The sequence below is a fragment of the Sinanaerobacter chloroacetimidivorans genome (genome assembly GCF_018128545.1).
In the GTDB taxonomy this organism is placed as follows: Bacteria; Bacillota; Clostridia; order Peptostreptococcales; family Anaerovoracaceae; genus Sinanaerobacter; species Sinanaerobacter chloroacetimidivorans.
Map to the genome: position 1 here is coordinate 60,376 of NZ_JAGSND010000008.1, position 25,080 is coordinate 85,455.

Genomic DNA, 25,080 nt, shown 5'->3' on the forward strand with positions numbered 1-25,080 from the left:
GCTTTCAAGTTGGGTTTGATTTATAGTAGAGGTGTTAGCACTCTTGTCAGATGAGTGCTAATGCCTAGATTTTGATTCGTATACAGCAGAAAATTTCAAGGGAGGGAGATAACATGGCAAAAAAGCAATTTAAAGCAGAGTCAAAGAGGTTGCTGGATCTGATGATTCACTCTATTTACACCCATAAGGAGATTTTTTTAAGAGAGTTGATCTCCAATGCAAGTGATGCTATAGACAAGCTTTATTATCGCAGTCTGACCGAAAATAATACAGGCCTTTCCAGAGAGGACTTTGAGATCCGGCTTGATATCAATTCGGAAGAGAGAATCTTAACCATTTCGGATAACGGCATCGGCATGACCAGGGAAGAATTGGAATCCAACCTGGGAACCATTGCAAGGAGCGGATCTCTTGCATTTAAGAAGGAAAAGGAAGCCAAGGATGAGATTGATATTATCGGCCAGTTCGGGGTTGGCTTTTATTCCTCATTTATGGTGAGCAGCAACGTTACCGTAATCAGTAAGGCCTATGGGGAAGAACAAGCTTACATGTGGGAATCAACGGGTTCGGATGGATATACCCTTACGGAATGTGACAAGCCCAATTATGGAACCGAGATTATCTTAAAAATAAAAGAGAATCATGAAGATGAAAATTATGATGAATTTTTACAGGAATATAAAATAAGAGGTCTTGTTAAGAAGTATTCCGATTATATCCGCTATCCGATTAAAATGAATACCCAGCAGCGAAAGCTGAAAGAAGGTACGGAAGATGAGTATGAGACTGTTATAGAAGATCAGACCTTAAACAGCATGGTTCCCATCTGGCGGAAAAATAAAAACGAAATTAGCACAGAGGAATATCATCACTTCTATCAGGAAAAATTTTATGACTTTTCCGATCCCGCCAAAGTGATTCACACCAATGTGGAAGGGGTATCCACTTACAATGCGCTGCTTTATATTCCGGGGAAAGCGCCTTATAATTACTATACAAAAGAATATGAAAAGGGCCTGCAGCTCTATTCCAGCGGTGTATTGATCATGGATAAGTGTGCGGATCTCTTGCCTGATTATTTCAGCTTTGTGAAGGGACTTGTGGATTCGCAGGATTTATCCCTGAACATTTCCAGGGAAATGCTGCAGCATGACAGGCAATTGAAAGCCATTGCATCCAGGCTGGAGAAAAAAATCAAAAGTGAGCTGCTGGAAATGCAGAAGACGGAACGAGAAAAATATGAGGATTTCTTCAAAAATTTTGGCCTTCAGCTGAAATACGGCCTTTACGACAGATTTGGGGCGAATAAGGAAATGCTTCAGGATTTGGTTCTGTTCTATTCTTCTACCGAGAATAAACCGGTGACGCTATCGGAATATGTTTCTCGTATGAAGCTGGATCAAAAATATATTTACTATGCCTGCGGGGATTCTGTGGAAAGGATCGAGAGGCTTCCTCAGACAGAGATGCTGAAGGATAAGGGATTCGAAATCCTCTATTTCACTGATGATATCGATGAATTTGCAATCCGGATGCTGCATGAGTTCGACGGAAAAGAATTCCGGTCCGTATCCAGCGATGATCTTGGATTTGAAGAGAGCGAAACGGATAAAGAAGCCGCCCGGAAGGAAGCGGAGGACTATCAGGATATGTTTGCTTTTATGAAGGAAACCCTTGGGGATAAGGTAAGCGAAGTAAGACTGTCCCAAAGATTAAAGACGCATCCTGTCTGCCTGGCCAGCAGCGGCGGTCTGTCCATTGAAATGGAAAAGATTCTGAATGCCATGCCCAATGACGAAAAAGTAAAGGCTGAAAAGGTGCTCGAGATCAACGCAGGCCATCAGGTTTTACAAGCACTGAAAAAGGCATATGAAAGCGATAAAGAAAAAGCGGGAAAATACACTGAACTGCTCTATAACCAGGCTCTGCTGATCGAAGGAGTTCCTATAGAGGATCCTGTTGCCTTTTCCAATGCAATCTGTGATTTAATCATCTGATAGAATCCCTATACAAAAGAACTTATAGCAGCCGTTCCGGGCAGGTTTTCAGGAAATTCGGTATAGATAGAATTTTCAAGTGACACTGTCCGTAACGGCTGTTTAACATAATCTTTGCTCCAGGAATATTATAAATTATATCTGTCGTTGCAAGTTTCTGCTTGGAACAGCGGACATGAAAATAAACGAACTGGAGTGAAGCAAAAGATGAGAGCATTCAAACATCTTTCCCATGTCTTTGATTCGGCGCTGGAGATCCCTATAGACGATTCATCCAGAATCGTTCTTATGAGCGACTGTCACCGGGGGGATGGCAGCGGTGCAGACGATTTTTCAAAAAATGAGAATATCTATTACGGTGCATTGTCTCACTATTATAATGAAGATTACACCTATATAGAGCTTGGCGACGGAGATGAACTCTGGGAAAATAAAAGAATAAACGATATCATAAATGCCCATAGGGACGTATTCAAGCTCCTCCTGAAATTCTACCGGGATAAGCGGCTTTATTTTATTTTTGGGAATCATGATATCGTTAAGAAAAATGTAAATTATGTAAAAACCAATTTATACCGATATTTTGATAAACGGGAAAAAGAATTTCAGCCATTGTTTGAAAATATTACGATCCATGAAGGGTTGGTTCTAAGATATAAGGACACGGATAATAAAATTTTGCTAATTCACGGACATCAGGTAGATTTTCTAAACAATGAATTGTGGAGGCTAAGCCGTTTTTTAGTCCGATATCTATGGAGACCCTTGGAGCTCTTTGGAATTCAAAATCCTACAAGTCCTGCGGAAAACCAGGAAAAGAAAGAAACGGTGAGCAGGAAACTTTCGGAATGGGTAAGCAAAGAAAAGCATGGCATGGTAGCAGGTCATAATCATCGCCCTAAATTCGCCGGGCAAAAGGATGCGCCTTACTTTAATGATGGGAGTTGTGTTCACCCTCAGTTTATTACAGCCATTGAAATTGTTAACGGCAGCATTCTGTTGGTAAAATGGGGAATTAAAACGAAGGCGGACGGGACTTTGTATATCGGTAAAGAGGTAATTGCCGGCCCCAGCAAACTGACGGAATATACGGATCGGTTGTAGGTTTCAAATACCGGTTTGGTGAGCGAAATGGATTCCATTCTACGCTCTGATGAAAAGATACAAATCGTATATTTCACAGGAGCCGGAGGCTCGGTCAGAGTTGCTTCTGCATTTGCCTGTTCTTTTTCACAAAAGGGATATGAAGTCTTCATCCTTCCATTAGATCAACAAAGCTGCGAATATCAGGAAAAACCCACAATAGAGCATACCGTAGGACTTTTAGTTTTGATCAGTCCCTTTCATGCATTTGATGCCCCGTCTACTATGTGCAGCTGGATTTCCGGCTTGAAAGGAAATAAGGAAATCCCTACGGCGGTGATCACCGTTTCCGTAGCAGGACAAATTTGGCTGAATACAGCCGGCAGGGCAAATTGCATAAAGACCCTGGAAGAAAAGGGCTGCATTACTTTTTATGAACGTATGCTTCTGATGCCTGCCAGTATTTTTACTCCTGGAAAGGCTGAATCTGCAGCAAAATTGCTGCAAGTTCTCCCCTTAAAAGCAGAGCACAGTGTCGCTGAAATTCTTGGAGGTAATGTTAGAAGGCCAGGAAAGACTAAACTTTTTTTCCTAGGAATAAAAAAGTATTTGAAAAATATCAATGTTTAGAATCAGGGCTTCCGTTTAGAGGAGCAAGCTACACGAATACAACAAGTTTTCATAAAAAATATCGTGCCAAATGACACGATATTTTTTATATTTGAACTTTTTAATTATAAATGACCATTCTTTAAGCGAATTTCTTTATTGACGAAATAAGCTTCTCATAGTATAATTCCTTTAAATAATTGCGAATATATGCAAATAGTAAAGTAAAAAGATAGTAAAGGTATATATATGAATAATCAAAAAATTCTATATCAGATGCACGCGGATTTCTGTAAATTTATGAGTAATGCACTAAGAATAGAAATTCTTTTTCTTTTAGGCAATAAAGAGATGTGCGTTGAGGATCTAGCTTCAGCAATGGATGCGAAATTACCCAATGTATCGCAACATCTGGCGATAATGAGAGAAAAAGGCATCGTAAAAGTTAGACGTGAAGGTAACAGAATGTATTACAGCTTATCAAATCCTAAAACCCTTAAAGCTTGTAACATTATGAGAGAAGCGATGATTGAGGAAATGAAAAAAAATATAGGATTGGTAAGTGAATTTACGGAGGAAATAAATGAAATATAGAGAATCGGGTATGCCACCGGAAGACCTGTGGGATACATTTTTTACACCGGCTGAGATACTTGAAAAACTAGGTGTTGATGAGAAAATAAATACTTTGGTAGATGTTGGCTGCGGATATGGTACTTTCTTAATTCCGGCTGCAGAACTTGTTGGCGGAAAAGTAATAGGCATAGATATAGATGATGACATGATCAAAGCTTGTAAAGATAAAATACAAGATTATAACGTTCCTTTTGTGGAATTAATTTATGGTGACATAATGACCGATGAGACTATGAATTTTTTAAGTGATTATATCGGTAAAATAGATTATATTTCCCTGTTTAATATTTTACATTGTGAGGAACCGTTATTACTTCTAAAAAAGGGATATGAAATTTTAAATGATAAAGGCAAAATTGGAGTTATACATTGGAAAAGCGAAGAAACACCAAGAGGTCCTTCCATAGAAATCAGACCAAAGCCTGAAATGATTATTCATTGGGCTTTACAAGCAGGATTTACATTGGAGCAGCAATTAGAACTTCCGCCATATCATTTTGGTTTGGTATTTAAAAAATGAAAAAGTAAAGGAGTAATGAAAAAATGAAGGCAGGTTTAATAAGATGTTTACAGACAGAGGATATGTGCCCTGCAACTACATGTTTAAAGGTAATGAGTACGAAGAAACTCGCTTTTGAGGGTATTGAAGAGGATATTGAAGTAGTTGGAGTTAATACTTGCGGAGGTTGTCCGGGTAAAAAAGCAGCAACTAGAGCTGAAGAAATGGTAAAACGAGGAGCAGACACAATCGTATTAGCTTCCTGTATAACAAAAGGTACGCCAATTGGATTTGCTTGCCCCCATGCTGAACAGATGAAAGCTGCAATCAAGAGAAAAGTGGGAGAAGACATTACAATTATCGATTACACTCACTAATCGCTTACATAATGAATAATGTATAAAAAAATCATGCAATCTGAAGTGCACCCCAAATGTTAGACGCATTTGGAGGTGCATTTTTTATTTGGTTTTATACTTGTATTGTAACGAACGTTACATTATAATGATATTAATGTAACGGATATTACAAATAGAATGAACGAGGTAATAAGATGGAAAAAAGAAGATGGATCACCATGAATTATAACCTGCCTACAGAACCTTCAAGGCATCGGGTGGCCGCTTGGAGAGCCTTGAAAAAGCTGGGTGCCGTTAATGTACAGCAATCCATGTGGGTATTGGCCTATAATGAAAAGAACTATTCCTCTCTGGAGAAAATAGCATCGGATATTGAAAATAATCGGGGAGAAGCGTTATTATTGGATTGTGTTTTCTTTGAGAAAAAACATGAGGATCGGGTGATTTCGCTTTTTCATGCGGTACGGGATGAAGAATATCAGGAATTGATCAATGAATGTGTCAAGTACTTAAAAGAATTGGAAAAGGAAATTAGTATTGAAAAGTTTACCTTTGCCGAATTGGAGGAAGAAGAGGAGGAGCTGACGAAGCTCCTGGCCTGGTATGATAAAATTGCTGAAAGGGATTTGTTCGGTGCCCCGGAGTCTGATTCGGCTAAGGAGAAGCTGCTGGAGATCAAACAGGCTTTTGATGAATACAGCACGCTGGTTTACCAGCACAACAGCAAAGAATCCAATTGATTCGGAGGAAGATATGTTCGACAGGAAACAAAACAGTAGCAGAATTCTGGGAATCGAAAAGAATATCTTTTTTATAGGTATAACCAGTTTTTTGACAGACACGACTACAAAAATGATATATGCCGTAATGCCTCTGTTTTTAATGAGCCTTGGAGCTTCGAAAACGGAACTTTCCCTGATCGAGGGCATAGCTGAAAGTTCGGCATCCCTGCTGAAGGCATTATCCGGGTGGTGGAGCGATAAAATCGGGAAAAATAAACCCTTTATGATACTGGGTTATGCATTTACCGCGCTGTTGTCGCCATTGTTTGCTTTCACCGCAACTCCATTGCAGGTTCTCCTCATAAGGTTTACCGAAAGAGTGGGAAAAGGGATTCGTACCGCGCCTAGAGACAGTCTTATTGCAGGTTCTGCTGAAACAGGCGGCAGGGGGAAAAGCTTCGGATTTCACAAGGCTATGGATAACAGCGGGGCCATCCTGGGCCCTCTGGCAGCCTTTGGTATTTTAATGCTGTTTCCGAAAGCTTATTCCAAAGTATTTTTCATTGCGGCAATTCCCAGTTTGCTGGGCCTATTGACGCTAATCGTATTTGTAAAAGAAGCAAAGAAAGAAAAAAAAGACAAGCTGGAGAGGATCAAGGTAAGTGATTTTCATAAGGATTACTATCTCTTTCTCGGAATCGTGTTTCTGTTTACACTTGGGAATTCAACGGATGCATTGCTTCTTGTAAAAGCCTGCGACATCGGAATAGAGGAGACGTTTATCCCTGTCCTGTACCTGGTTTTCAATTCGGTGTCTGTTTTATGCTCTGTTCCGGCAGGCATGCTTTCAGATAAAATCGGACGGGAAAGGATCATCATTTTCGGATTTCTGCTATATTCAGCAATTTATCTTGGATTTGGCAAAACAAGCAGCCCTTCCGTAGTGATCCTTCTCTTTGCATTTTATGGACTTTACAGTGCCGCTACCGACGGCGTCCAAAAGGCATTGGTTTCCGACTTGATTCCGGAGAATAAAAGAGGAACCGGATTGGGTCTCTATAATTGTATTTTAGGCTTCACCTTATTGCCTGCCAGTCTGATAGCCGGATTTTTATATGACCATATCAATAATTCCGCTCCCTTTTATTTTGGTGCAGCAATGTCATTTGCCGCCTCTGTCCTGCTGTATGGATTCTATAAGAAAAGAAACGGCAAATGATTCCTCCTGCCTGCTGAAAGGACTTCAAGTATCATTCTTGCCGCCGGAAGCATAAACTATAGCACATCGGGAAATTGACAAAAAGGAGGAAAATTTCCATGATTCAAGAAACGGTGCAACTAATGGGAGAAACACTGTCCCAGCAGCCTGCTGCCTGTGCAAATATAACCGGAAGCTCAGAACTTCCAGATCTGACGGGTAACGTATTTCTTTATCCGTTTTTGGAAGGAACGTTAGTGGTGGCTGATGTTGCCGGGATCCCTTTTTCAGGTTTTTATGGTTTTCATATTCATCAGCATGGGCCTTGTGTAATGGGGGAAGGGTATACCGGATATCATGATGTAGGCGGCCACTATAGCCCTACGGAGCAGCCTCATCCCTACCATGCAGGTGACCTTCCAGTACTTATGGCTTACAACGGTCATGCTTTTATGGTGGTATATTCCGACCGGTTCGTTCCGGATGAAGTCATCGGCCGTGCAATGATTATCCACGAATGGCCGGATGATTATCATACCCAGCCAACAGGCGACTCAGGAGCCCCGATCGCATGCGGAACCTTCTATCCCTGCGAGGCTCAAGTAGGTCCCTTATTACCCTAAAGTAAAAATCCCGAAGCTGGATCTATTCTTCGGGATTTTCTTTCTGTTTTATCTTCGCCATCCTTTCCTGATAGGAAAGGATATTCTTTCTGGAGACAAGCCTTTTGCAGGTGTTGCACATATATCCTACCGCACCGCAGCCCGAAAGACGCTCCAGTTTGTCAAAACATTTTGGGCAATAGTAATCTTCCATATCCGCTCCTTTCTTATGGAACAATATTTTGTTCCATAAAGTCTAATGAGTAATACAGCAATGCTGGATTTTAACGGCTTTGTTCATTATACCATACAAACATAACAATCAAACAAAAATCCCAGCTGCATTTGGGAATGAATTTACGTTATGATGGGTAAAACTAGAGAAGAGGTTCAGGTCACGGCGGTCAAGCTGGATAAGACGGAAAATATGATGAAAGACGAAAAAAGAAATACGATATCGTGAGCGAATCTGAAAAATAGAAAGAGAAAGCGGGGTTACAAAAGTGAAGTTGAGAATGAAAAAGAAATTCGGCAGGCGTATTATGATCTGCATTGGAATACTGACGTTGCCTGGTATGCTGTTTGGCTGTTCCGGCAGCAACAGCAACGATCCGGATCCGTTGCCGGAGGAAAAGGCTTCGATTCAGGATTATTTTCCCATGCTGGAAAATGTCCGATATGTTTATGAAGGAAAAGGCAATGAATACGCCACTTATGAAACCTATACGGAATATACTTTCGGGGATAAAATGCAGCAACGAGTGGAGAATGGCGGAACTGTGGTAAATCAAGTCTATCAGGTTACGGAAGAGAAAGTTACCAGATTGCTTGCAAGGGGTGAAACCTATTATCGTGAGAATATGCTGGAAAAGGGAGACATGGAAGAAGTTCTGTTGATGGAGCCGCTGGAGGTAGGTACGACCTGGTCTCTGAAGGATGGCAGGGAAAGAACCATTACCAGTCTGGATTCAAAAGTTGAGACACCGTCCGGATCCTATAAGGCCATTGAAGTGATTACGGAGAGTAAAGATTCCACCACCACGGATTATTATGCAAAGGGTGTTGGTCTGGTAAAATCCGTTTTTGCATCCAACGGAGTAGAAATCAGTTCTTCATTGAAAGAAATGGAAGCCGATACGGACCGGGTGGAAATGGTATCCTTCTATTATCCCAATATAGAGGAAGATAAAATATATTATATTAATAAAGAGGTTTCTTTTAAAACCAATGATGTTACAAGCGATGTACTGGAAAAAGAATACAAGGAATCTGTAGATCAGACGCTGGGGGTGGTAATTCCCGAAGAGACCAGGATCAATGAGCTTTATCTTGACGAGAATAATAAAGTAAGGATTGATTTAAGCACTGGTTTTGTGCAGGCTATCAATGCAGGAGGCGGCTATGAATCCATGATCCTGCAAAGTATTGCCAATACATTTGGACATTACTACAATGCAGAGGAAGTGATCATTACCATAGACAAAAAACCATATGAATCAGGCCATTTATCCATGAAAGAAGACCAATCCGTAACTGTTGACTTTGAGAATGCGGTGGAATTCAGATAAAAAACTGGCGGCATACCAAATTCAATGATGGAAATTGAAACCGGATAATGATGAAAAGCGCTTGCTGAAAGGCAAGCGCTATTTTATACTATTATTAACGTTTAGGCCAACAGTTGATGATATTACAGTCACATGACCGTCGTCTGCAACAATCATGTCTGTTGAAACAATCATGACGTCTGTTGCAACTGCTGCCTGCAACGAAACCTAACAGCAATGGGAGAATACAATACATTGCGCTAACCTCCATTCGTTGTTAATTTAATATATGCGGTTTGATACAAAAAGGAGTTAGAAGCCCATGAAAAAAATTGCGGTTGTGTATCGTTCCAAATCCGGTTTTACAGAAAAATATGCGAAATGGATTGCCGGATCTACTGGAGCCGACCTGATGGAAGGCAGTAAGATCAAGCCGGAAGATCTGGTGCCCTATGACATTATCGTCTATGGAGGAGGCCTTTATGTAGGCGGAATTTATGGTCTGAAATTAATTACCGATCATGACGAGCTGCTTCGGGATAAACATATCATTGTTTTTTGTCAGGGTGCTACTCCGGTTCGGCCTGAAATAAGAGATGAGGTAAAAAAGAAAAACTTTACGTCTGAACAGCAGGAAAGGATCGCTTTTTATATGCTGCGAGGGGGCTTTGATTATAAAAAATTAGGTCTGGTGGATAAAGTTTTGATGAACATTCTTAAATTCAAGTTAAAGAGAAAAGAAAAACCGTCAGCGGATGAAAGGGGGATGCTTGCAGCATATTCTCATCCTGTTGACTTTACCGATGAAAAAAATATACAGTCAATATTAAATACCATTGGAGATTATATTCGTGAATAAGGGGAAAGATCCGGTTTTTATCAGATTTATAAAAGGATTTATTATAGGGGCATCCATGCTGGTTCCGGGAGCGAGCGGCGGTACTATGGCAGTGATTCTGGGAATCTATGATGAATTGATCCATGCTGTCAGTTCTTTAGGCAGAAATCTAAAATTCAATGTAGTGATTCTTGGGCAATATGTTGCCGCAGGCATCCTGGGAATTGTATTGCTGTCAGGACCTATGCTGACGGCACTGAACTTGTGGAATAAGCCTATGATGTTTCTGTTTATGGGAGCGATTATTGCAAGTATTCCCCCTCTCTATAGAAGAGTAAGAGTATCAAGAATAAGGCCCGTTAATATCGCCGTATGCGGTATCGGAGCTCTGTTGGGTGTACTGACCATGCTGCTCCCCAAGGACTTATTTCAATTTAGTGAAGGCTTCCATTTGACGAATTTTCTAGCTCTTACTATGGCTGGGATCATTATTGCGGTGGCGCTGGTGCTGCCGGGAATCAGCGCCTCCTATATTCTGCTGATGCTGGGGATGTATGATATCACCTTACTGGCCATCAGGGAATGGAACCTGTCCTATCTGCTTCCTGTGGCACTCGGACTTATGGCCGGTACCTATCTTTGCGCCGGCATATTGGAACGGGAGATGAAACGGCATCCTCAATTCACTTTCATGCTGATCATCGGATTTATGATCGGTTCTCTGATTGAAGTCTTCCCTGGGATTCCCGACAGAAATGAAATCATCCCATGTATCGCTACGTTTTTGCTGGGGTTCTTTGTTATCCTGTGGGTGGGAAGCACCGGTAAAAAAACCGGTAACAAATCAAAAAAGAGGAAATAAACATATATCGACTGTCAGTATAGGATTAAAATTGCAGAACATCAGGAAGAGTTTGAATTGATTCACCGGTTAAACTATAAGACCTTTGCGGAAGAAATCCCGCAGCATCCCTCAAATGGCAGACAACTTCTGGTCGATAAATTTCATCAGGAGAACACCTATATCATTGCTATGGATGGAGATAAACTGGGTCTGAAGAAGCTAAAAGTCTTCGGTTAGCAATTTTCCTATTGTATTCACATCTTCTTCCATTGTCAGCGGCTTCACCGCAGGACCCTCGATGACCTTTCCTTCGTATGTGAATCTGGATCCATGGCAGGGACAATCCCAGGTTCTTTCCGCATCATTCCAATTCAATTCACATCCCATATGAGTACAGGTGGTATTGACAACATACAGAATACCATCTTCGTCACGGTAGGCACCGGCTCTTTTTCCGTAAAGTTCAATGACCTTTCCTTCACCCGGCTGAATATCCACGTCATCTTTCGGATTGGATTTTATTTTTCCGCCGATAAGTTTCTCTGCTACATTGAAATTTTCTACTACAAAATTGATAGCAGATGCCGCCATGGTCTGCCTGGATGGATTATAGACATCCTTCCAAGGACTGTCGCCTTTTACAATGAGATCTCTTATCAGCATGGAAGAAGCCATACTGTTTGTCATTCCCCATTTTTTGAATCCTGTAATGATATATAGATTCGGCGTTTTCGATGTGAACTGGCCGACATAAGGCAGTCCGTCCAACGTCATGCAATCCTGAGTAGACCATCGATAAGGCATGTTTTCTATGGTAAAGTAGGTGTTTGCATAGTCAATTAGGGCATGATAATGTTTTGTGGTATTTCCATCCTGCCCGCATTTGTGTTCGTCTCCTCCCACAAGGATTAATTCTCCGTTGTTATAGGGCTGACTCCGAAAAGATCGCGCCGGTTCTTCCACGTTGATATACATGCCTCCGGGGTATTTTTCCCTGGCTTGGATTCCGATGACATAGGACTTTTCCTGATAGATCCTGGTAAAATACATACCGTGCTTATTGTAGATGGGATAGTGAGTTGCTATAATCACCTTTTCAGCCGTTACTTTTATGCCGTTTTCCGTTGTAAGGATGAAATTCTCACCCTCTTCAATATCGACAACTCTGGTATGCTCATGAATTTTACCCCCCAGTTTGACGTATTCTTCGGCCAGCGGGAAAACATATTTCAACGGATGAAATTGGGCCTGATCATCAAACCGGACGGCAGCCTTTACCGGAAATGGGAATGGGAGCTCATCAACATAGGCAGCTTTTATTCCGAGACTGGAAGCGACGGAAACCTCCTCCATAACATCTCTGATGTTCTCGTCTCTTTGTGTATAGGCAAAAGCAGATTGCGGGATATAGTCGCAATCAATCTGCAGCTTATCGATGACTTTTTTTATTTCTTTTATCGCGGTTTCATTTGCATCCGCGTATTGCTGCGCCAGTTCCTGACTCATCTGATTTTTTATTTTATGATAAATCAATTCGTGCTGGGATGTTATCTTTGCCGTGGTATGGCCAGTGGTATTTCCGGCTATACGGCCGGCTTCCAGGATCATCGTATCCACGCCTGCCTGAGCCAGAAGATAGCCGCAGGTAATTCCGGCGATACCGCCGCCTATAATTACGGTTTGTATTTTTCGTTCTTCCTCAAGTTTAGGATAATTGTCGCCGTCTGCCGATGCTAACCAATAGGATTCGGGTAAACTTTTAAAATTTTTGATTTCTTCTAATTTCATTTTATTTCTCCCAATCTTTACGAAATAAGATATCTATGAACGCAAGCCAATGAGATGCAGCGTTTCACGATTTATGGTATAATATATTCTCTACATTTACAGGAACTTTATCCGGAAAATTTTTCAATTTTTAGGCTGAGATGCTATTGAAAATTGATTTCGGAATAAATCCTAGGTAGAATATTTTTAAAAATACATTAAAATTTTATTTCGACCCCAATTTTTATTTTATGCTCCTCGAATGTTATATTATGAGGTAAGTTGTCGATGAGAGAAATTGATCAAAATGCAATAAAAGCACAAAGCGATGCGGCTTATTTAGAAATATTTATAAAAGAATATGAAGTTTTTATATTACATACGGCACATAAGAGTGCAGGCAAATATATCACAAAAAGAGATGATCAGTGGGCTGTTGCCTTATCTGCTTTTCACGAAGCAATTCTATCCTATGATATGGACAAAGGAGCCTTCTTATCCTTCGCCGAAATCGTTATAAAAAGAAGGCTCTATGATGATAAGAGAAAGCAGCTTCGTCATTCCAATGAAATCTTTATTGATTCTTACTCCTTGGAAAATGATATGGATGTTGATGATATTTCCATAAAGCAGGAAGTGATGGCGAAAACCACCATGGTGCAGCAGGACATAGCGAAACTGGAAATCGAAGCGATCTCCGATATCTTAAAAGAATATGGATTTTCTTTTTCCGATTTGGCACAGGTTTCGCCAAAAGCTGCAAAAACAAAGAAAATATGCGCCCAGGCAATCATCTACCTGATAGACCATCCGGTATTATTCCATGAAATGAAACAAAATAAGACAATTCCGCTGAAAGTTCTTGAAAAAAATGGCGGGCTACCCCGAAAAGTTCTGGAAAGGCATAGAAAGTATATTATAGCAGGGACAGAAATTATCTCCGGAGATTATCCAGTCCTCGCAGAATACTTAAGCTATGTTAGGAAGGAGCTGAAAAAGTGAAAGGGATAATTGTTGAAGCCAGTAAAATAGATGCTGTTGTTCTTCTTGAAGATGGAACCTTCCAGAAGGTAAAAAATAATCGTTATGAGGTAGGTCAGCAAATCACTCTCGAACTGCGAAAAAAGGTCTCCAGATTTATGGCTGGTGCCGCCAGCTTTGCCGCAGCAGTAGCCGTGTTTACCATAGGAACCTTTGCCTATTTTACGCCGACGGACTATGTCAGCCTTGATGTCAACCCATCCATAGAATATTCTCTGAACCGGTTTGACAGAATCCTGAAAGCAGAAGCTGTTAATGATGACGGAGAAAAGATTCTTTCCCAACTGGAAGTGAAACATATGACTGTTGAGAAAGGCGTAAAAAAGACCATTGATCTTCTCATTGAGGAGGGGTATCTGACGGATGATGAAAACAGCGGTGTGGTCATTACCACTTCGAATTCCGATATGGATGAGGCGGAGAAGCTGGCAGAAGAACTGAAGGAAAAAATTCAGGGATATCTTGACGACAAAGCGGATATCCATGCAACCATAGAAGCAGAAGCAGTAGGAAAGGCCAGAGTGCAGGAAGCAAAAGCCTTAGGGGTAACACCGGGTAAATTGAATCTGGTTGAAAAGTTAAAGGCCTCTGCGGAAGGCCAGTCAGAAATCGATATGGATGAGTGGCTGACAAAATCGGTCAAGGATATCAATAAAGCAATTAAAGAGAATAAAATCAAAAATAAAGACCTGAAAGATGATCCTGAAGGGATTGAAGATCAGGAAAATACAGTTGATCAGCCTGGGAAAAGCCAGGAGACGAATGCTCGAATCAAAGACAGAAACACGGAAAAATCTTCGCTAAAAGATGAGCCCTCTTTAGAAAATGAGGAGTCTGATACGGATACGGAGGATGATTCCGATAAAGATAAACTCGAAGAAAAAAAAATGAAAGAATTTGAAAAAGTAGAAAATGAAAACCGGCAAACAAACAAACCGGAAAAGGAAAAGCAGAATTCCGGCAAGTCGGATAAAAATTAGACACTTCACACAATTTTATACACACACACACAATGAAAAGAACGCCTTTATAGGTGTTTTTTTCATTTTTGCATATGCAATCGGCTTGGCACTTTCCTGCTGGAAGTAAAAATTTTGTTTAAAAGAGCATGAAACTGGGAATTAGTATATTGTAAAGATTCTGAATATTGTTCGGAAAATGGAATGCAGTACCACTTGAAATACATAAAATAATCTATATAATATTACTAGGAATTAACGTTTATCTCCTGCAGAGATAAATAAAGAGGAGGGGTATCCTGTTATGACCGGATTGGATTTTGCAATTAAAATGGAGCTTGACGGAGAAAAGTATTATCTGGAGCAAGCTGAAAAAAATCAATCGAATCGTCTCAATACCGTGTTTAAAATGTTGGCAGCCGAAGAAAAAAATCATGCGGAGCTGCTGAAAAATAAAGCGGAGAATTTACCCTATGTGTTATACAATACCTACTCCGAATATAAAAATTTATTTCAGGAAGTGGGCGATTATCAAAACATTATCAAAGACATCCCAGACGCTTTAGATCTTTACCAAAAATCTTTGAAAATGGAGAAAGAAAGTATTGCTCTCTACCGTGATTTTTTAGCAAAGGCATCGGATGACAACGACAAAGAACTGTTTCAATATATCATTGAGCAGGAAGAAGATCATGTGGCTTTGCTGGACAATTTGACAGAACTTCTGAATCGTCCCAATGATTGGGTGGAATCTGCGGAATTCGGTCTCAGAACTGAGTATTGATTCAAAGTTGCAGGATGCAACGGACAATTTAAAATATAAATAATATAATCGATAAGTTCATGATTAAACCCAGATTACGGGGGTATATTAATAACGCCGGAATATTCTTCGGCGGTATTTATATGTGCTTTTATATGTTAAATTCCTAACAATATTGTTGACAAAGGACTCTTTATTATGCAGTTCTAGATAATATTGTTCAAAAAAAGAGAAACAAAGGAGAGTAAAATGGAAAAGAAAATCGTAATAGTTGGAGCGGGGTATTCCGGTATACTGACCGCGAAAAAACTGGCAAAGAAATTTAAGCGTAATAACGAAGTTTCTATAACGATTATAGATAAAAACCCTTTCCATACTATGCTCACTGAGCTGCATGAAGTTGCCGCAAACCGTGTAGACGAAGACAGCATCAAGATCAGTCTGGATAAAGTATTTGCAGGCAGAAAAGTGGATGTGAAGCTGGATACCATAAACCGGATCAATTTTGAGCAAAAATTGGTGCTCGGCAATACAGAGACCTATGCTTATGATTATCTCGTACTTTCGGCAGGGTCAAAACCCACATTCTTTGGCACTCCCGGTGCCGAGGAATATACCTTCAAGCTGTGGTCCTATGATGATGCCGTAATTTTAAAGGATCACATACACAATATGTTCCGTAAAGCAGCCAGCGAAACAGACAGGGAAGAGAAGAAAAAATTATTGACTTTCTATGTAGTAGGAGCAGGGTTTACCGGAGCGGAAATGGCTGGCGAACTGGCAGAATATGCTCCTATTTTGTGTGAAAAATTCGAAATTGATAAAAATGATGTTACGATCTGCAACGTAGACGTATTAAACCGAACCATCCCGAATCTGCCTGAAAAGTTGTCGGATAAGGTGGAACGCCGTATGAAGAAAATGGGCATCAGGATCATGCTGAATACCGGTGTTGTTGCGGTGGGAGAAGATTTTGTCGAGACAAAACAGAACGATATCGTAACAAGAGAAGCCACAAGGACGGTTATTTGGGCTGCAGGGATAGAAAGTGCCGATATCGCTGCAGAAGCTGCCAAAACGTTGTCTTCTGCAGGGAGAGGCAGAATTAAACAGGATTCTTATTTGCGCTCGGTGGATAACGAGGAAGTATACGTTGTCGGTGACAACATGTTTTATATTCCTGAGGGAGAAGAAAGACCGGTTCCTCAAATCGTTGAAAACTGTGAACATAGTGCCGCAACAGCGGCAAACAATATCGCCTGTGCCATTACCGGACAGGGGAAGATGGAGGAGTATAAACCTTCCTTCCATGGATTTATGGTTTGCATCGGCGGACGATACGGAGTAGCCAGAGTGGGCTTACCCAACTTTATGTTGAATCTTCCTTCTTTCCTGGCGATGTTTTCCAAGCATTTTATCAATATCATTTATTTTGTTCAGGTTTTGGGATGGAATAAAGTTTTCAGCTATATGAGGCATGAATTCTTTACTATCAGAAATTGCAGAAGCTTTGTCGGAGGCCATTTTTCCAACAGAACCCCAAGCTTTTTACTGGTGCCTTTAAGAGTTTGGCTGGGAGCGGTCTGGCTCTTTGAAGGAATTATGAAGATTGTCGAGGGCTGGCTTACCGATGCAAAACTGACTGGTTTCTTTGGCGGTGCCACTGCATGGTTTAACAGTATTGTCAACGGTGCGGATGGTACCTCAGGCGCAACGGGTGAGGCAGCTGCCCAAACCGCAAAAGTAGTGGCGGATGCGGTAACAGCAGCTACAGGTGAGGCTGCAGGCGGAGGCGCTGCGGGCACCGGTGAAGCTGCTGCCCAGCTGGGTCATGTGATTTTCAATTTTGATTTCCTTGGACTTTTCCAGGCTATCTTCGTATGCGGTAAGGAATTCGCCGAAGCGACCATCAGTGATTATGCCTTTAAGCTGGATATACCGCTGATGAACTGGTTTGTGGATACTTTTGTTCTTGCAAGTGATCCGGTACAGGTTGCTATGCAGACATTTATCGTTGTAGCGGAAATCCTGATCGGCCTTGCGCTGATCGGCGGCCTGTTTACAACACCTGCGGCGGCCCTTTCTTTGATCCTTCAGTTCATGTTTGTTGCTACAACAGGACTTTATCTGGGAACTTTCTGGATGATCTTTGCAGGAATTGCCGTACTGATCGGTGCGGGCAGAACTTTCGGATTGGATTATTATGCAATGCCGGCTTTGAAAAAACAGTGGAAGAAATTATCTTTTGTAAGAAAGTTGTATATTTATCATGATTAATGAAACAAAAGAAAAAGCCCTAGAAAGAGAAATAAAGTTTGATCAGGCATTTGAACTTGTGAAGAATGAGGTGGACAGAGCGCTGTCTGCCTCTCCTCACATCGTCAGAAAGTACACAAAGCATCTGGCCTCTTCCATGGGTAAATTTATCAGAGCGGTATCCCTGCTCACCTGCTCCGAGGACAGAGACGGGCTGATTCCACCGGATGCCATAAAGTTTGCTGCAGCTATAGAACTGCTGCATTTGGCTACCCTGGTTCATGACGATGTCATTGATAATGCCGATCTTCGCAGAGGAGAAATTACTCTGCAGAAAAAATACGGCAAGAGAACAGCGGTAATTTGCGGAGATTATTTATTGTGCATGGCGGTAAACCTGGCAGCTTCCGTTCCCAATAAACAGGATTATCTGGATCTGGAAATGCCTGATTATATGAGCAGGGTCTGCCTGGGTGAATTGAATCAACATATTAATAACGGAAACTTTGATTTATCCGTACTTCAATACTTAAAAATTATATCGGGCAAAACAGCAGCACTTTTTGAAGCTTCCTTTTATGGTGGTGCGCTTCTTAGTGAAAAGAATCCTGACATGCTGAAGAAGTATGCAAAAATTGGGAAATATGTGGGTATGATATTTCAACTGACCGATGACTGCATGGATTTTGAGACTACGGAGCAGGTAGCGAAAAAGCCGGTTCAGTCGGACTATGAACAAAATGTGATTACGCTGCCGTTAATTCATGCTTTTCGGGAAAAGGATGAATTTAAACAAAAAGCAAAAAACGGAATCATTACCCGTGACGAAATTAATGATACGGTACTGTCCACAGGCGGATTAAAATTTACGCGTATGGTAGCAAAAAAATATTATGAAAAAACATTGAAACTGATTGAGTCTTTAGATGCAGCAGCTGGGAAAAAATCAAACTTAAAATCCATACTGGATAAAGCATATCGTGTTTTTTGATCGACAGGGAGAATACAGTGATAAACAGGTTTCTGAATTATGTGGAAATACGGACGAAAATAACAAGTCTCTTTGCATTCCTGATGACATTGGCATACTTGTTTTATAAAGATCAACCCGTTTCATGGAATGTGACCTTTATTTTCTTCGCTTCCATGTTTTTATTTGATCTTACTACCACGGCTATTAATAATTACATTGATACAAAGACAAACGCACAGGTTTTGCAGTTTAAACGAAGCATCGCTCTGGCTATCATACTGGTCCTCCTTGGTATCAGTACAGCGCTGGGGTTGTATCTGGTTTATCTGACAGATCTGCTGGTATTGATTTTGGGAGGGCTTTGTTTTCTTTGCGGGATATTTTATACCTACGGTCCGGTTCCTATATCGAGGCAGCCATTGGGAGAAGTCCTGTCAGGTATCTTTTACGGTTTGCTGATTCCGTTCATTTTGTTATATATCAATATGCCTGCAGGTACCTATATCAACCTGGATATTCGTCTGGAAACCATCAGTATTACCCTGCATATTCTGCCGATCCTCACGGTACTTCTGCTTTCCGTGGCACCGGTTTGCACCACTGCAAATATCATGCTGGCCAATAATATCTGTGATTTGGAAAGCGATATTGCGGTAAAGCGCCATACCCTTCCCTATTATCTGGGAAACAAAGCATTGCCTCTTTTTGCGGGAATTTATTACTGTACGTATCTGGCGACGATGGTTATGGTGGCTTTTAAAATAGTATCCCCTATCATGCTGCTTTCTTTGCTCACGATTGTGATTGTTCAAAAGAACATTAGAAAGTTTTTTCAAGTACAGGAAAAATCCAAAACCTTTATTTTATCAATTAAGAATTATGTCATTATTATGACGGCGAATACTTTGCTGATGTTTATCAGCGGCTTTTTTTCCTGATAAGAGAGGTTTACAATGAAATTTTTTAAGAAAACGGATTTAATCATCATCTCTGTTATTTTAGCAGTCAGCGCTGCAGCCTGGTTTGCGTATCAACACAGCTTTGGACAGGAACGGGCAGAGGCGGAGATTTATTATTATTCCGAGCTTGTGGAGACGGTGGCATTAGATCAAGGAATTGAAAAAACCTTTTCTATACCGCAGGATGAACATGTGGTATTTCATTTATATGCTGACGGCACTATACGATTTGAAGAATCCGATTGTCCTGACAAAGTCTGTATTCATGCAGGAAGGCTGGGTACCGTCGGACAATATGCGGCTTGCCTGCCCAATGGAATCATATTGAAGATCGTACCTGTAAATGGACATCATGAGGAGGATGTGGACATCACCGTCGGAAACTGATAAGAAATAATAAAAAGGATTTTGCTGTGATATTTCATTAGGAAATCGAAAAGTCACAGTTAATCAGACAGCAGAAAACAGAAAGGTTCATCATGGACATAAAGTTAAGCGATTACAAAGGAATAGCAAATCTGAACAAAACCCAGCAAATGGTGCTTACCGGTTTGATCTTTGCCGTTGCTCTGGTCTTAGCCGTGGTGGAGAATACATTGCCGCCGCTGCCCCTTGCAGTACCAGGAGTGAAATTTGGATTGTCCAATATTGCGGTTATGTATGCACTCTTTTTCCTTGGCAGGAAGCAGGCCTATTTAATCGCTGTTCTGAAAGCTTTTTTTGTATTTACCACTAGGGGAGCCATTGCTGCCGCACTGAGTCTTAGCGGCGGACTGTTGTCTATTACGGTTATGATCCTGCTCATGTTTCTTTTTCGAGATAAGATTACTTATCTGATCATCAGCATTTTGGGGGCGGTTTTTCATAACATTGGACAATTTTTTGTTATTATCCTTATTTATACGGGTATGAATCTATGGGCATACCTTCCAGTACTTTTGATTTCAGGACTGGTGGCCGGAATTGTCACATCAACTTTACTGAAGTTTATTTTACCGGCTTTAAAACGGCTGGTTTAATAATAATAAAAAAATATTTTGGAGGAAAGAAATGAAAAAGAGATTAGCACTATTGTTGAGTCTGACCATGATTATGGTTGCACTGGCAGCTTGCGGCGGAAAGACTGAAGAACCTGTCAGTAATGACGAGCCTTCTGCTGCTGTTGTAAAAACAGGTCTTGCAGTTATTACATCTACTGCAAAATCCACAGATGCTGCAGACGCAGACGGACTTGCCCAGGCGGATTCCGTTGTGGTAGCTGTAACCGTTGATGAAGCAGGAAAAATTGTGGATGCTGCAATCGATCAGGCACAGACAAAGATTAATTTTTCCAAAGAAGGTAAGATCGTTACTCCGTTAGACACCGTATTCCTGGCAAAGCAGGAGCTTGGTGCTGACTATGGCATGGGCAAAGCTTCTTCCATCGGGAAAGAATGGAACGAACAGGCGTCTGCTTTTGCTGATTATGTAATCGGAAAGACAGTAGACGAAATCAAAGGCATCGCCGTCAATGAAGAAGGTGTTCCGACCGATGCTGAATTAGCATCATCTGTAACCGTTCATATCACTGAATTTGTTGAAGCAATTGAAAAGGCGGTTGCCAATGCACAGGATTTGGGTGCATCAGCCGATGACAAACTCGGTCTTGGCGTAATCACTACGATTGCCAAGTCTAAGGATGCCGGTGATGAAGATGGATTGGCACAGGTGTATTCCAACTACACGGCAGTCACCTTTAATGCGGACGGCGTGATCACAAGCAGTATCATCGATGCTTCTCAGACCAATGTAACCTTCTCCAAGGAAGGCAAGATTACATCCGACATCGCAGGAACATATAAGACAAAGAATGAGCTTGGTGCTGAGTACGGCATGGCTAAGGCTTCTTCCATCGGAAAAGAATGGAATGAGCAGGCGGCTGCTTTCGCAGAGTACGTAGTAGGAAAAACTGTTGATGAGATAAAGGGTATTGCGGTAAATGAAGAAGGCGTTGCTACTGATGCGGAGATAACTTCTTCCGTAACAGTGCATATTACCGATTTTGTTACGATTATTGAAAAGGCTTTTAATTCTGCTAAATAGTGAATATAATAGTCATCAGAGGATGCTGAAAAACGCATAAAAGCCTTGATTCGTAGTATGAAGTAAAAAAAGAAAGAAATGATGTTGAGAGGTAGAGATTCTACCTCTCAGCTTTTGAGGATTGAATGAATGAAAAAAGCCATCGGGATCATCCTGTCACTGATCATGATCATGAATATAACAGCTTGTGGAGCGCAAAACGAAAAAAAGCGTTATGAAGCCGAATTTCTCCTGCTTTTTGATACCGTAACCAGAATCGTCGCCTATACGGAAAGCAAAGATGAATTTACAAAATATGCGGAGCTCATTCATGACAAACTCGAAGAATATCATCAGCTTTACGATATCTATCACGATTATGAGGGGATCAATAATGTGAAGACAATCAATGATCATGCGGGCATTTCCCCGGTAAAGGTAGACCGTAAAATTATTGATCTTTTATTATTCTCAAAGGAAGCCTATGAACTTACAGGCGGCAAGGTGAATGTAGCCTTTGGCTCTGTGCTGAAAATTTGGCATGACTATCGCACCGAGGGCATCGAGGATCCTGAAAAGGCCAAGCTGCCGTCTTCCGAGGAATTACAGGAAGCGGCGAAGCATACGGATATTCATAACATGATTATCGATGAAAAGGCTTCAACTGTTTACCTTTCGGATCCTGATATGCGCCTTGACGTAGGAGCTGTTGCCAAGGGTTATGCTACGGAACAGGTCAGTGAATATGCCATGGAGCAGGGATTTCGTTCAGGCCTGCTCAGTGTAGGGGGTAACGTCAGAGCCATAGGAACCAAAGGAGACAGCGATGCGCTTTGGAACGTAGGAATTCAAAATCCCGACAAGGAAAGCAAACAGTCCAATTTATATGTGGCCAATATAACGGATTTATCGCTGGTTACCAGCGGCACCTATGAACGATATTATTCGGTAAACGGGGTGAATTATCACCATATCATAGATCCCGAAACCTTATTTCCTGCTCAGTACTTTACAGCTGTTACCATTGTAACCCATGATTCCGGTCTTGCAGATGCCTTATCCACTGCTATCTTTAACATGCCTGTGGAGCAAGGTAAGAAACTAATTGAAAGTATGCCGGATACGGAAGCCTTATGGATTTTTCAGGACGGCACTACAGCAATGAGTACAGGCTTTCCAGAATTTATAAAAGAATAGAAGTCACAGAATTCATCATCATCATTCTAATCTCATTTTACGATTAACAAAAAAAGCCAAGATTATTTGGCTTTTTTTTTCATCTCCATAAAATATACATAACCTTTTGTTAGGATAAAGCCAATAGAACAAATCTGCCAATGACGCAAACAACAACATAATGAGAAAGGGGTTTTTTTATGGCGCTTAATTTTATAACAAAAATAATTAAAATAGATGGTATGACTTGTGTAAGCTGTGAAAATAGAATCGAAAGAACGTTAAAAAATACAGAGGGGATCATAAGTGTAAAGGTCAATTATTCGAAAGGAACTGCTACCGTTACCTTTGATGCCGGGATGATTCGTCTCAAGGAGATAGAAAAAATCATAGAAAAACTTGACTATCGAGTCATAAAACCGGATCAGCATTCAAATAATAACGAAAATACCAGTGTGCAGATTGTTGGAGTGATCGTGATCATTCTTGCTCTCTATATGATCATCAATCGATTCGGCGGATTTAATATCTTCAATTCTTTCCCGGAAGCGAAGGAAGGAATGGGATACGGGATGCTCTTTGTGATCGGACTTCTGACTTCAACTCACTGTATTGCTATGTGCGGCGGGATCAACTTATCCCAGTGCGTGCCGTATCAATCAGGAAAAACAGAGGGAAAACACAGATTAGCAAGTTTAAGCCCAAGTCTCCTTTACAATGCCGGAAGGGTGATTTCCTATACGGTCATAGGAGGAATTGTAGGCACTTTAGGATCTGTGATCAGCTTCTCAGGAGCTGCAAAAGGAATCGTGGCGGTGATTGCCGGAATCTTTATGGTTATCATGGGCTTGAATATGTTGAATCTGTTCCCATGGCTGCGTAAATTGAATCCCAGAATGCCGAAAATATTCGCCGCTAAAATTTATGAGCAAAAGAAAAGCAACCGGCCGCTTTATGTAGGGCTTCTGAATGGTCTGATGCCCTGCGGTCCGCTTCAGGCCATGCAGTTGTACGCTCTTTCTACGGGAGATCCTGTGAAAGGTGCTTTATCCATGATGCTGTTCAGTCTGGGTACCGTACCCCTTATGTTTGGCCTTGGTGCTTTAAGCTCCGTTTTAAGCCGAAAATTTACACACAGAATGATGACTGTCAGCGCAGTGCTGGTCGTAATCCTTGGCGTATTTATGTTCAGCAATGGAGTGGCTTTGTCAGGATATGCCCTGCCATTCTCCGATGGCATAAGCAATACGGAAAAAGCAGGCGGGATCGCCACCGCTGAAATCATTGACGGTGTTCAGGTTGTGACAACCACACTGTCATCGGGAAGATATGAGCCTATCCGGGTACAGGCAGGAATTCCGGTACAATGGAATATTCAGGCGGAAGCAGGTTCCATCAATGGCTGTAATAACAGAATCATTATACCGGAGTACCAATTGGAAAAGAAGCTGGAACCCGGTGACAATATCATTGAGTTTACTCCATCAAACAGCGGTACGATTCCTTACAGCTGCTGGATGGGCATGATCAGAAGTGAAATCGTAGTGGCGCAGGATCTGAATGATCCTGCCGAAGCGGTTTTACCACCTTCGGAAGGTTCCCTGCAAAATTTACCTAGCTGCTGTAATTAGGGGCTACTGAACAACCCACAAAAATAAAAAAGGTAAAAATGGGCAAACTTTGATTATCGAAATCATACAGATTCGACTAGATTCTATAAGGTAAATCCGGATAATCAAAGTTTGTTTTAAAAAAAATAAAATTGGCATTTTTTATTTGATTGAAATATACCCTACAGGGGTATAGTATATAAGAAGTGGATAAGGAGGTTGAAAGAATATGCAAGAAAATGATAAGAATAACCAATGTCAGCATTGTCAATTGGATTGTAATGATATGAAAACGACACACAGAGAGCAGAAGCTGCAATCAAACCTCATAACAAGATTAAATCGTGTTGAGGGACAAATAAGAGGCATAAAAGGCATGATTGAAAAAGATGCTTATTGCAATGATGTTTTAAACCAGATTTCAGCCGTCCAGGCAGCTTTGGATTCTGTCAGTAAATTAGTCCTGGAAAATCATATTCGCGGCTGTCTGGTAAAAAAGATTCAGGCAGGGGAAGATGAGATCATCGATGAATTGCTTGTAACCATAGGAAAGATGCTTTAAAGATCACATAAAGAAGGAA

27 protein-coding genes are annotated in these 25,080 nt (G+C 41.1%); 25 read left to right on the forward strand and 2 right to left on the reverse strand.

Annotated features, from left to right (window positions below; genetic code table 11):
• Positions 1-113 precede the first annotated feature (113 nt).
• The 9 genes from htpG (at position 114) to KCX82_RS12705 (ending at position 7,726) form a co-directional block, all read left to right on the forward strand.
• Positions 114-1,997, forward strand: a complete 1,884-nt coding sequence (htpG, locus tag KCX82_RS12665; RefSeq protein ID WP_227018850.1) for a molecular chaperone HtpG — start codon at positions 114-116, stop codon at positions 1,995-1,997.
• Positions 1,998-2,204: 207 nt separating this feature from the next.
• The gene (locus KCX82_RS12670) at positions 2,205-3,101 is read left to right on the forward strand and encodes a metallophosphoesterase (RefSeq protein WP_227018851.1); all 897 of its coding nucleotides are present in this window, start codon (positions 2,205-2,207) and stop codon (positions 3,099-3,101) included.
• Between the two features lie 27 nt (positions 3,102-3,128).
• Positions 3,129-3,710, forward strand: coding sequence for a hypothetical protein (locus KCX82_RS12675; RefSeq protein ID WP_227018852.1), 582 nt, complete (start codon positions 3,129-3,131; stop codon positions 3,708-3,710).
• 255 nt (positions 3,711-3,965) lie between these two features.
• On the forward strand, positions 3,966-4,283 hold the full coding sequence (locus KCX82_RS12680; protein WP_227018967.1) for an ArsR/SmtB family transcription factor: 318 nt from the start codon (positions 3,966-3,968) through the stop codon (positions 4,281-4,283).
• Positions 4,273-4,845: a class I SAM-dependent methyltransferase gene (locus KCX82_RS12685; RefSeq protein WP_227018853.1), complete on the forward strand. Its 573-nt coding sequence runs from the start codon at positions 4,273-4,275 to the stop codon at positions 4,843-4,845. The genes KCX82_RS12680 and KCX82_RS12685 overlap by 11 nt, the downstream gene beginning before the upstream one ends.
• Positions 4,846-4,868: 23 nt before the next feature.
• Positions 4,869-5,201, forward strand: a complete 333-nt coding sequence (locus tag KCX82_RS12690; protein WP_227018854.1) for a CGGC domain-containing protein — start codon at positions 4,869-4,871, stop codon at positions 5,199-5,201.
• Positions 5,202-5,377: 176 nt separating this feature from the next.
• Entirely contained in the window at positions 5,378-5,923 is a 546-nt protein-coding gene (locus KCX82_RS12695) for a Chromate resistance protein ChrB (RefSeq protein ID WP_227018855.1), read from the forward strand.
• Complete coding sequence (locus KCX82_RS12700; RefSeq protein WP_465250656.1) at positions 5,874-7,124, forward strand: MFS transporter; 1,251 nt, start codon at positions 5,874-5,876, stop codon at positions 7,122-7,124. Before KCX82_RS12695 ends, KCX82_RS12700 begins: the two co-directional genes overlap by 50 nt.
• A gap of 98 nt (positions 7,125-7,222) precedes the next feature.
• A complete protein-coding gene (locus tag KCX82_RS12705) occupies positions 7,223-7,726 on the forward strand; it encodes a superoxide dismutase family protein (RefSeq protein WP_227018856.1) in 504 nt (167 codons plus the stop codon).
• Positions 7,727-7,748: 22 nt separating this feature from the next.
• Here KCX82_RS12705 and KCX82_RS12710 read toward each other — a convergent pair whose 3' ends face one another.
• Complete coding sequence (locus tag KCX82_RS12710; protein ID WP_227018857.1) at positions 7,749-7,919, reverse strand: YfgJ family double zinc ribbon protein; 171 nt, start codon at positions 7,917-7,919, stop codon at positions 7,749-7,751.
• Between the two features lie 301 nt (positions 7,920-8,220).
• Here KCX82_RS12710 and KCX82_RS12715 point away from each other — a divergent pair, with 301 nt between their 5' ends.
• The 4 genes from KCX82_RS12715 to KCX82_RS12730 all read left to right on the forward strand — a co-directional run bounded on the left by KCX82_RS12715 (position 8,221) and on the right by KCX82_RS12730 (position 11,171).
• Entirely contained in the window at positions 8,221-9,273 is a 1,053-nt protein-coding gene (locus tag KCX82_RS12715; RefSeq protein WP_227018858.1) for a GerMN domain-containing protein, read from the forward strand.
• A 301-nt stretch (positions 9,274-9,574) separates the two neighbouring features.
• The gene (locus KCX82_RS12720; RefSeq protein ID WP_227018859.1) at positions 9,575-10,111 is read left to right on the forward strand and encodes a flavodoxin domain-containing protein; all 537 of its coding nucleotides are present in this window, start codon (positions 9,575-9,577) and stop codon (positions 10,109-10,111) included.
• The gene (locus tag KCX82_RS12725; protein ID WP_227018860.1) at positions 10,104-10,952 is read left to right on the forward strand and encodes a DUF368 domain-containing protein; all 849 of its coding nucleotides are present in this window, start codon (positions 10,104-10,106) and stop codon (positions 10,950-10,952) included. Before KCX82_RS12720 ends, KCX82_RS12725 begins: the two co-directional genes overlap by 8 nt.
• A gap of 57 nt (positions 10,953-11,009) precedes the next feature.
• Positions 11,010-11,171 (forward strand): hypothetical protein, encoded by a 162-nt coding sequence (locus tag KCX82_RS12730; protein ID WP_227018861.1) that lies wholly within the window; start codon positions 11,010-11,012, stop codon positions 11,169-11,171.
• Here KCX82_RS12730 and KCX82_RS12735 read toward each other — a convergent pair.
• Positions 11,154-12,722 (reverse strand): FAD-dependent oxidoreductase, encoded by a 1,569-nt coding sequence (locus tag KCX82_RS12735; RefSeq protein WP_227018862.1) that lies wholly within the window; start codon positions 12,720-12,722, stop codon positions 11,154-11,156. The genes KCX82_RS12730 and KCX82_RS12735 overlap by 18 nt on opposite strands.
• 267 nt (positions 12,723-12,989) lie before the next feature.
• On the opposite strand from KCX82_RS12735, the gene KCX82_RS12740 reads away from it, so the two are divergent.
• From KCX82_RS12740 to KCX82_RS12795, 12 genes are all read left to right on the forward strand, one after another.
• Entirely contained in the window at positions 12,990-13,703 is a 714-nt protein-coding gene (locus KCX82_RS12740) for a hypothetical protein (protein ID WP_227018863.1), read from the forward strand.
• Positions 13,700-14,722, forward strand: a complete 1,023-nt coding sequence (locus KCX82_RS12745) for an anti-sigma-I factor RsgI family protein (protein ID WP_227018864.1) — start codon at positions 13,700-13,702, stop codon at positions 14,720-14,722. The genes KCX82_RS12740 and KCX82_RS12745 overlap by 4 nt, the downstream gene beginning before the upstream one ends.
• Positions 14,723-15,005: 283 nt before the next feature.
• Positions 15,006-15,485, forward strand: a complete 480-nt coding sequence (locus tag KCX82_RS12750; RefSeq protein WP_227018865.1) for a ferritin-like domain-containing protein — start codon at positions 15,006-15,008, stop codon at positions 15,483-15,485.
• Positions 15,486-15,713: 228 nt separating this feature from the next.
• Complete coding sequence (locus tag KCX82_RS12755) at positions 15,714-17,741, forward strand: NAD(P)/FAD-dependent oxidoreductase (RefSeq protein ID WP_227018866.1); 2,028 nt, start codon at positions 15,714-15,716, stop codon at positions 17,739-17,741.
• A complete protein-coding gene (locus KCX82_RS12760) occupies positions 17,734-18,711 on the forward strand; it encodes a polyprenyl synthetase family protein (protein ID WP_227018867.1) in 978 nt (325 codons plus the stop codon). The genes KCX82_RS12755 and KCX82_RS12760 overlap by 8 nt, the downstream gene beginning before the upstream one ends.
• Positions 18,712-18,728: 17 nt before the next feature.
• Complete coding sequence (locus KCX82_RS12765) at positions 18,729-19,631, forward strand: UbiA family prenyltransferase (RefSeq protein ID WP_227018868.1); 903 nt, start codon at positions 18,729-18,731, stop codon at positions 19,629-19,631.
• Between the two features lie 15 nt (positions 19,632-19,646).
• Complete coding sequence (locus tag KCX82_RS12770; protein ID WP_227018869.1) at positions 19,647-20,039, forward strand: NusG domain II-containing protein; 393 nt, start codon at positions 19,647-19,649, stop codon at positions 20,037-20,039.
• Positions 20,040-20,131: 92 nt separating this feature from the next.
• The gene (locus KCX82_RS12775) at positions 20,132-20,671 is read left to right on the forward strand and encodes a Gx transporter family protein (RefSeq protein ID WP_227018870.1); all 540 of its coding nucleotides are present in this window, start codon (positions 20,132-20,134) and stop codon (positions 20,669-20,671) included.
• A 31-nt stretch (positions 20,672-20,702) separates the two neighbouring features.
• On the forward strand, positions 20,703-21,734 hold the full coding sequence (locus tag KCX82_RS12780) for a hypothetical protein (protein ID WP_227018871.1): 1,032 nt from the start codon (positions 20,703-20,705) through the stop codon (positions 21,732-21,734).
• Between the two features lie 129 nt (positions 21,735-21,863).
• A complete protein-coding gene (locus KCX82_RS12785) occupies positions 21,864-22,910 on the forward strand; it encodes an FAD:protein FMN transferase (RefSeq protein WP_227018872.1) in 1,047 nt (348 codons plus the stop codon).
• A 179-nt stretch (positions 22,911-23,089) separates the two neighbouring features.
• The gene (locus tag KCX82_RS12790; RefSeq protein WP_227018873.1) at positions 23,090-24,520 is read left to right on the forward strand and encodes an urease accessory protein UreH domain-containing protein; all 1,431 of its coding nucleotides are present in this window, start codon (positions 23,090-23,092) and stop codon (positions 24,518-24,520) included.
• 208 nt (positions 24,521-24,728) lie between these two features.
• Entirely contained in the window at positions 24,729-25,061 is a 333-nt protein-coding gene (locus KCX82_RS12795; protein ID WP_319633355.1) for a metal-sensitive transcriptional regulator, read from the forward strand.
• Positions 25,062-25,080 lie beyond the last annotated feature (19 nt).

Bases quoted from the DNA above. Each gene is read 5' to 3' on its own strand.
- KCX82_RS12710 (WP_227018857.1), bottom strand. From the start codon at position 7,919: ATGGAAGATTACTATTGCCCAAAATGTTTTGACAAACTGGAGCGTCTT.
- KCX82_RS12795 (WP_319633355.1), top strand. From the start codon at position 24,729: ATGCAAGAAAATGATAAGAATAACCAATGTCAGCATTGTCAATTGGAT.
- KCX82_RS12705 (WP_227018856.1), top strand. From the start codon at position 7,223: ATGATTCAAGAAACGGTGCAACTAATGGGAGAAACACTGTCCCAGCAG.
- KCX82_RS12700 (WP_465250656.1), top strand. From the start codon at position 5,874: ATGAATACAGCACGCTGGTTTACCAGCACAACAGCAAAGAATCCAATT.
- KCX82_RS12785 (WP_227018872.1), top strand. From the start codon at position 21,864: ATGAAAAAAGCCATCGGGATCATCCTGTCACTGATCATGATCATGAAT.
- KCX82_RS12755 (WP_227018866.1), top strand. From the start codon at position 15,714: ATGGAAAAGAAAATCGTAATAGTTGGAGCGGGGTATTCCGGTATACTG.
- KCX82_RS12780 (WP_227018871.1), top strand. From the start codon at position 20,703: ATGAAAAAGAGATTAGCACTATTGTTGAGTCTGACCATGATTATGGTT.
- KCX82_RS12775 (WP_227018870.1), top strand. From the start codon at position 20,132: ATGGACATAAAGTTAAGCGATTACAAAGGAATAGCAAATCTGAACAAA.
- KCX82_RS12760 (WP_227018867.1), top strand. From the start codon at position 17,734: ATGATTAATGAAACAAAAGAAAAAGCCCTAGAAAGAGAAATAAAGTTT.
- KCX82_RS12670 (WP_227018851.1), top strand. From the start codon at position 2,205: ATGAGAGCATTCAAACATCTTTCCCATGTCTTTGATTCGGCGCTGGAG.
- KCX82_RS12770 (WP_227018869.1), top strand. From the start codon at position 19,647: ATGAAATTTTTTAAGAAAACGGATTTAATCATCATCTCTGTTATTTTA.
- KCX82_RS12740 (WP_227018863.1), top strand. From the start codon at position 12,990: ATGAGAGAAATTGATCAAAATGCAATAAAAGCACAAAGCGATGCGGCT.
- KCX82_RS12715 (WP_227018858.1), top strand. From the start codon at position 8,221: ATGAAAAAGAAATTCGGCAGGCGTATTATGATCTGCATTGGAATACTG.
- KCX82_RS12680 (WP_227018967.1), top strand. From the start codon at position 3,966: ATGCACGCGGATTTCTGTAAATTTATGAGTAATGCACTAAGAATAGAA.
- htpG (WP_227018850.1), top strand. From the start codon at position 114: ATGGCAAAAAAGCAATTTAAAGCAGAGTCAAAGAGGTTGCTGGATCTG.
- KCX82_RS12750 (WP_227018865.1), top strand. From the start codon at position 15,006: ATGACCGGATTGGATTTTGCAATTAAAATGGAGCTTGACGGAGAAAAG.
- KCX82_RS12735 (WP_227018862.1), bottom strand. From the start codon at position 12,722: ATGAAATTAGAAGAAATCAAAAATTTTAAAAGTTTACCCGAATCCTAT.
- KCX82_RS12695 (WP_227018855.1), top strand. From the start codon at position 5,378: ATGGAAAAAAGAAGATGGATCACCATGAATTATAACCTGCCTACAGAA.
- KCX82_RS12685 (WP_227018853.1), top strand. From the start codon at position 4,273: ATGAAATATAGAGAATCGGGTATGCCACCGGAAGACCTGTGGGATACA.
- KCX82_RS12720 (WP_227018859.1), top strand. From the start codon at position 9,575: ATGAAAAAAATTGCGGTTGTGTATCGTTCCAAATCCGGTTTTACAGAA.
- KCX82_RS12675 (WP_227018852.1), top strand. From the start codon at position 3,129: ATGGATTCCATTCTACGCTCTGATGAAAAGATACAAATCGTATATTTC.
- KCX82_RS12690 (WP_227018854.1), top strand. From the start codon at position 4,869: ATGAAGGCAGGTTTAATAAGATGTTTACAGACAGAGGATATGTGCCCT.
- KCX82_RS12790 (WP_227018873.1), top strand. From the start codon at position 23,090: ATGGCGCTTAATTTTATAACAAAAATAATTAAAATAGATGGTATGACT.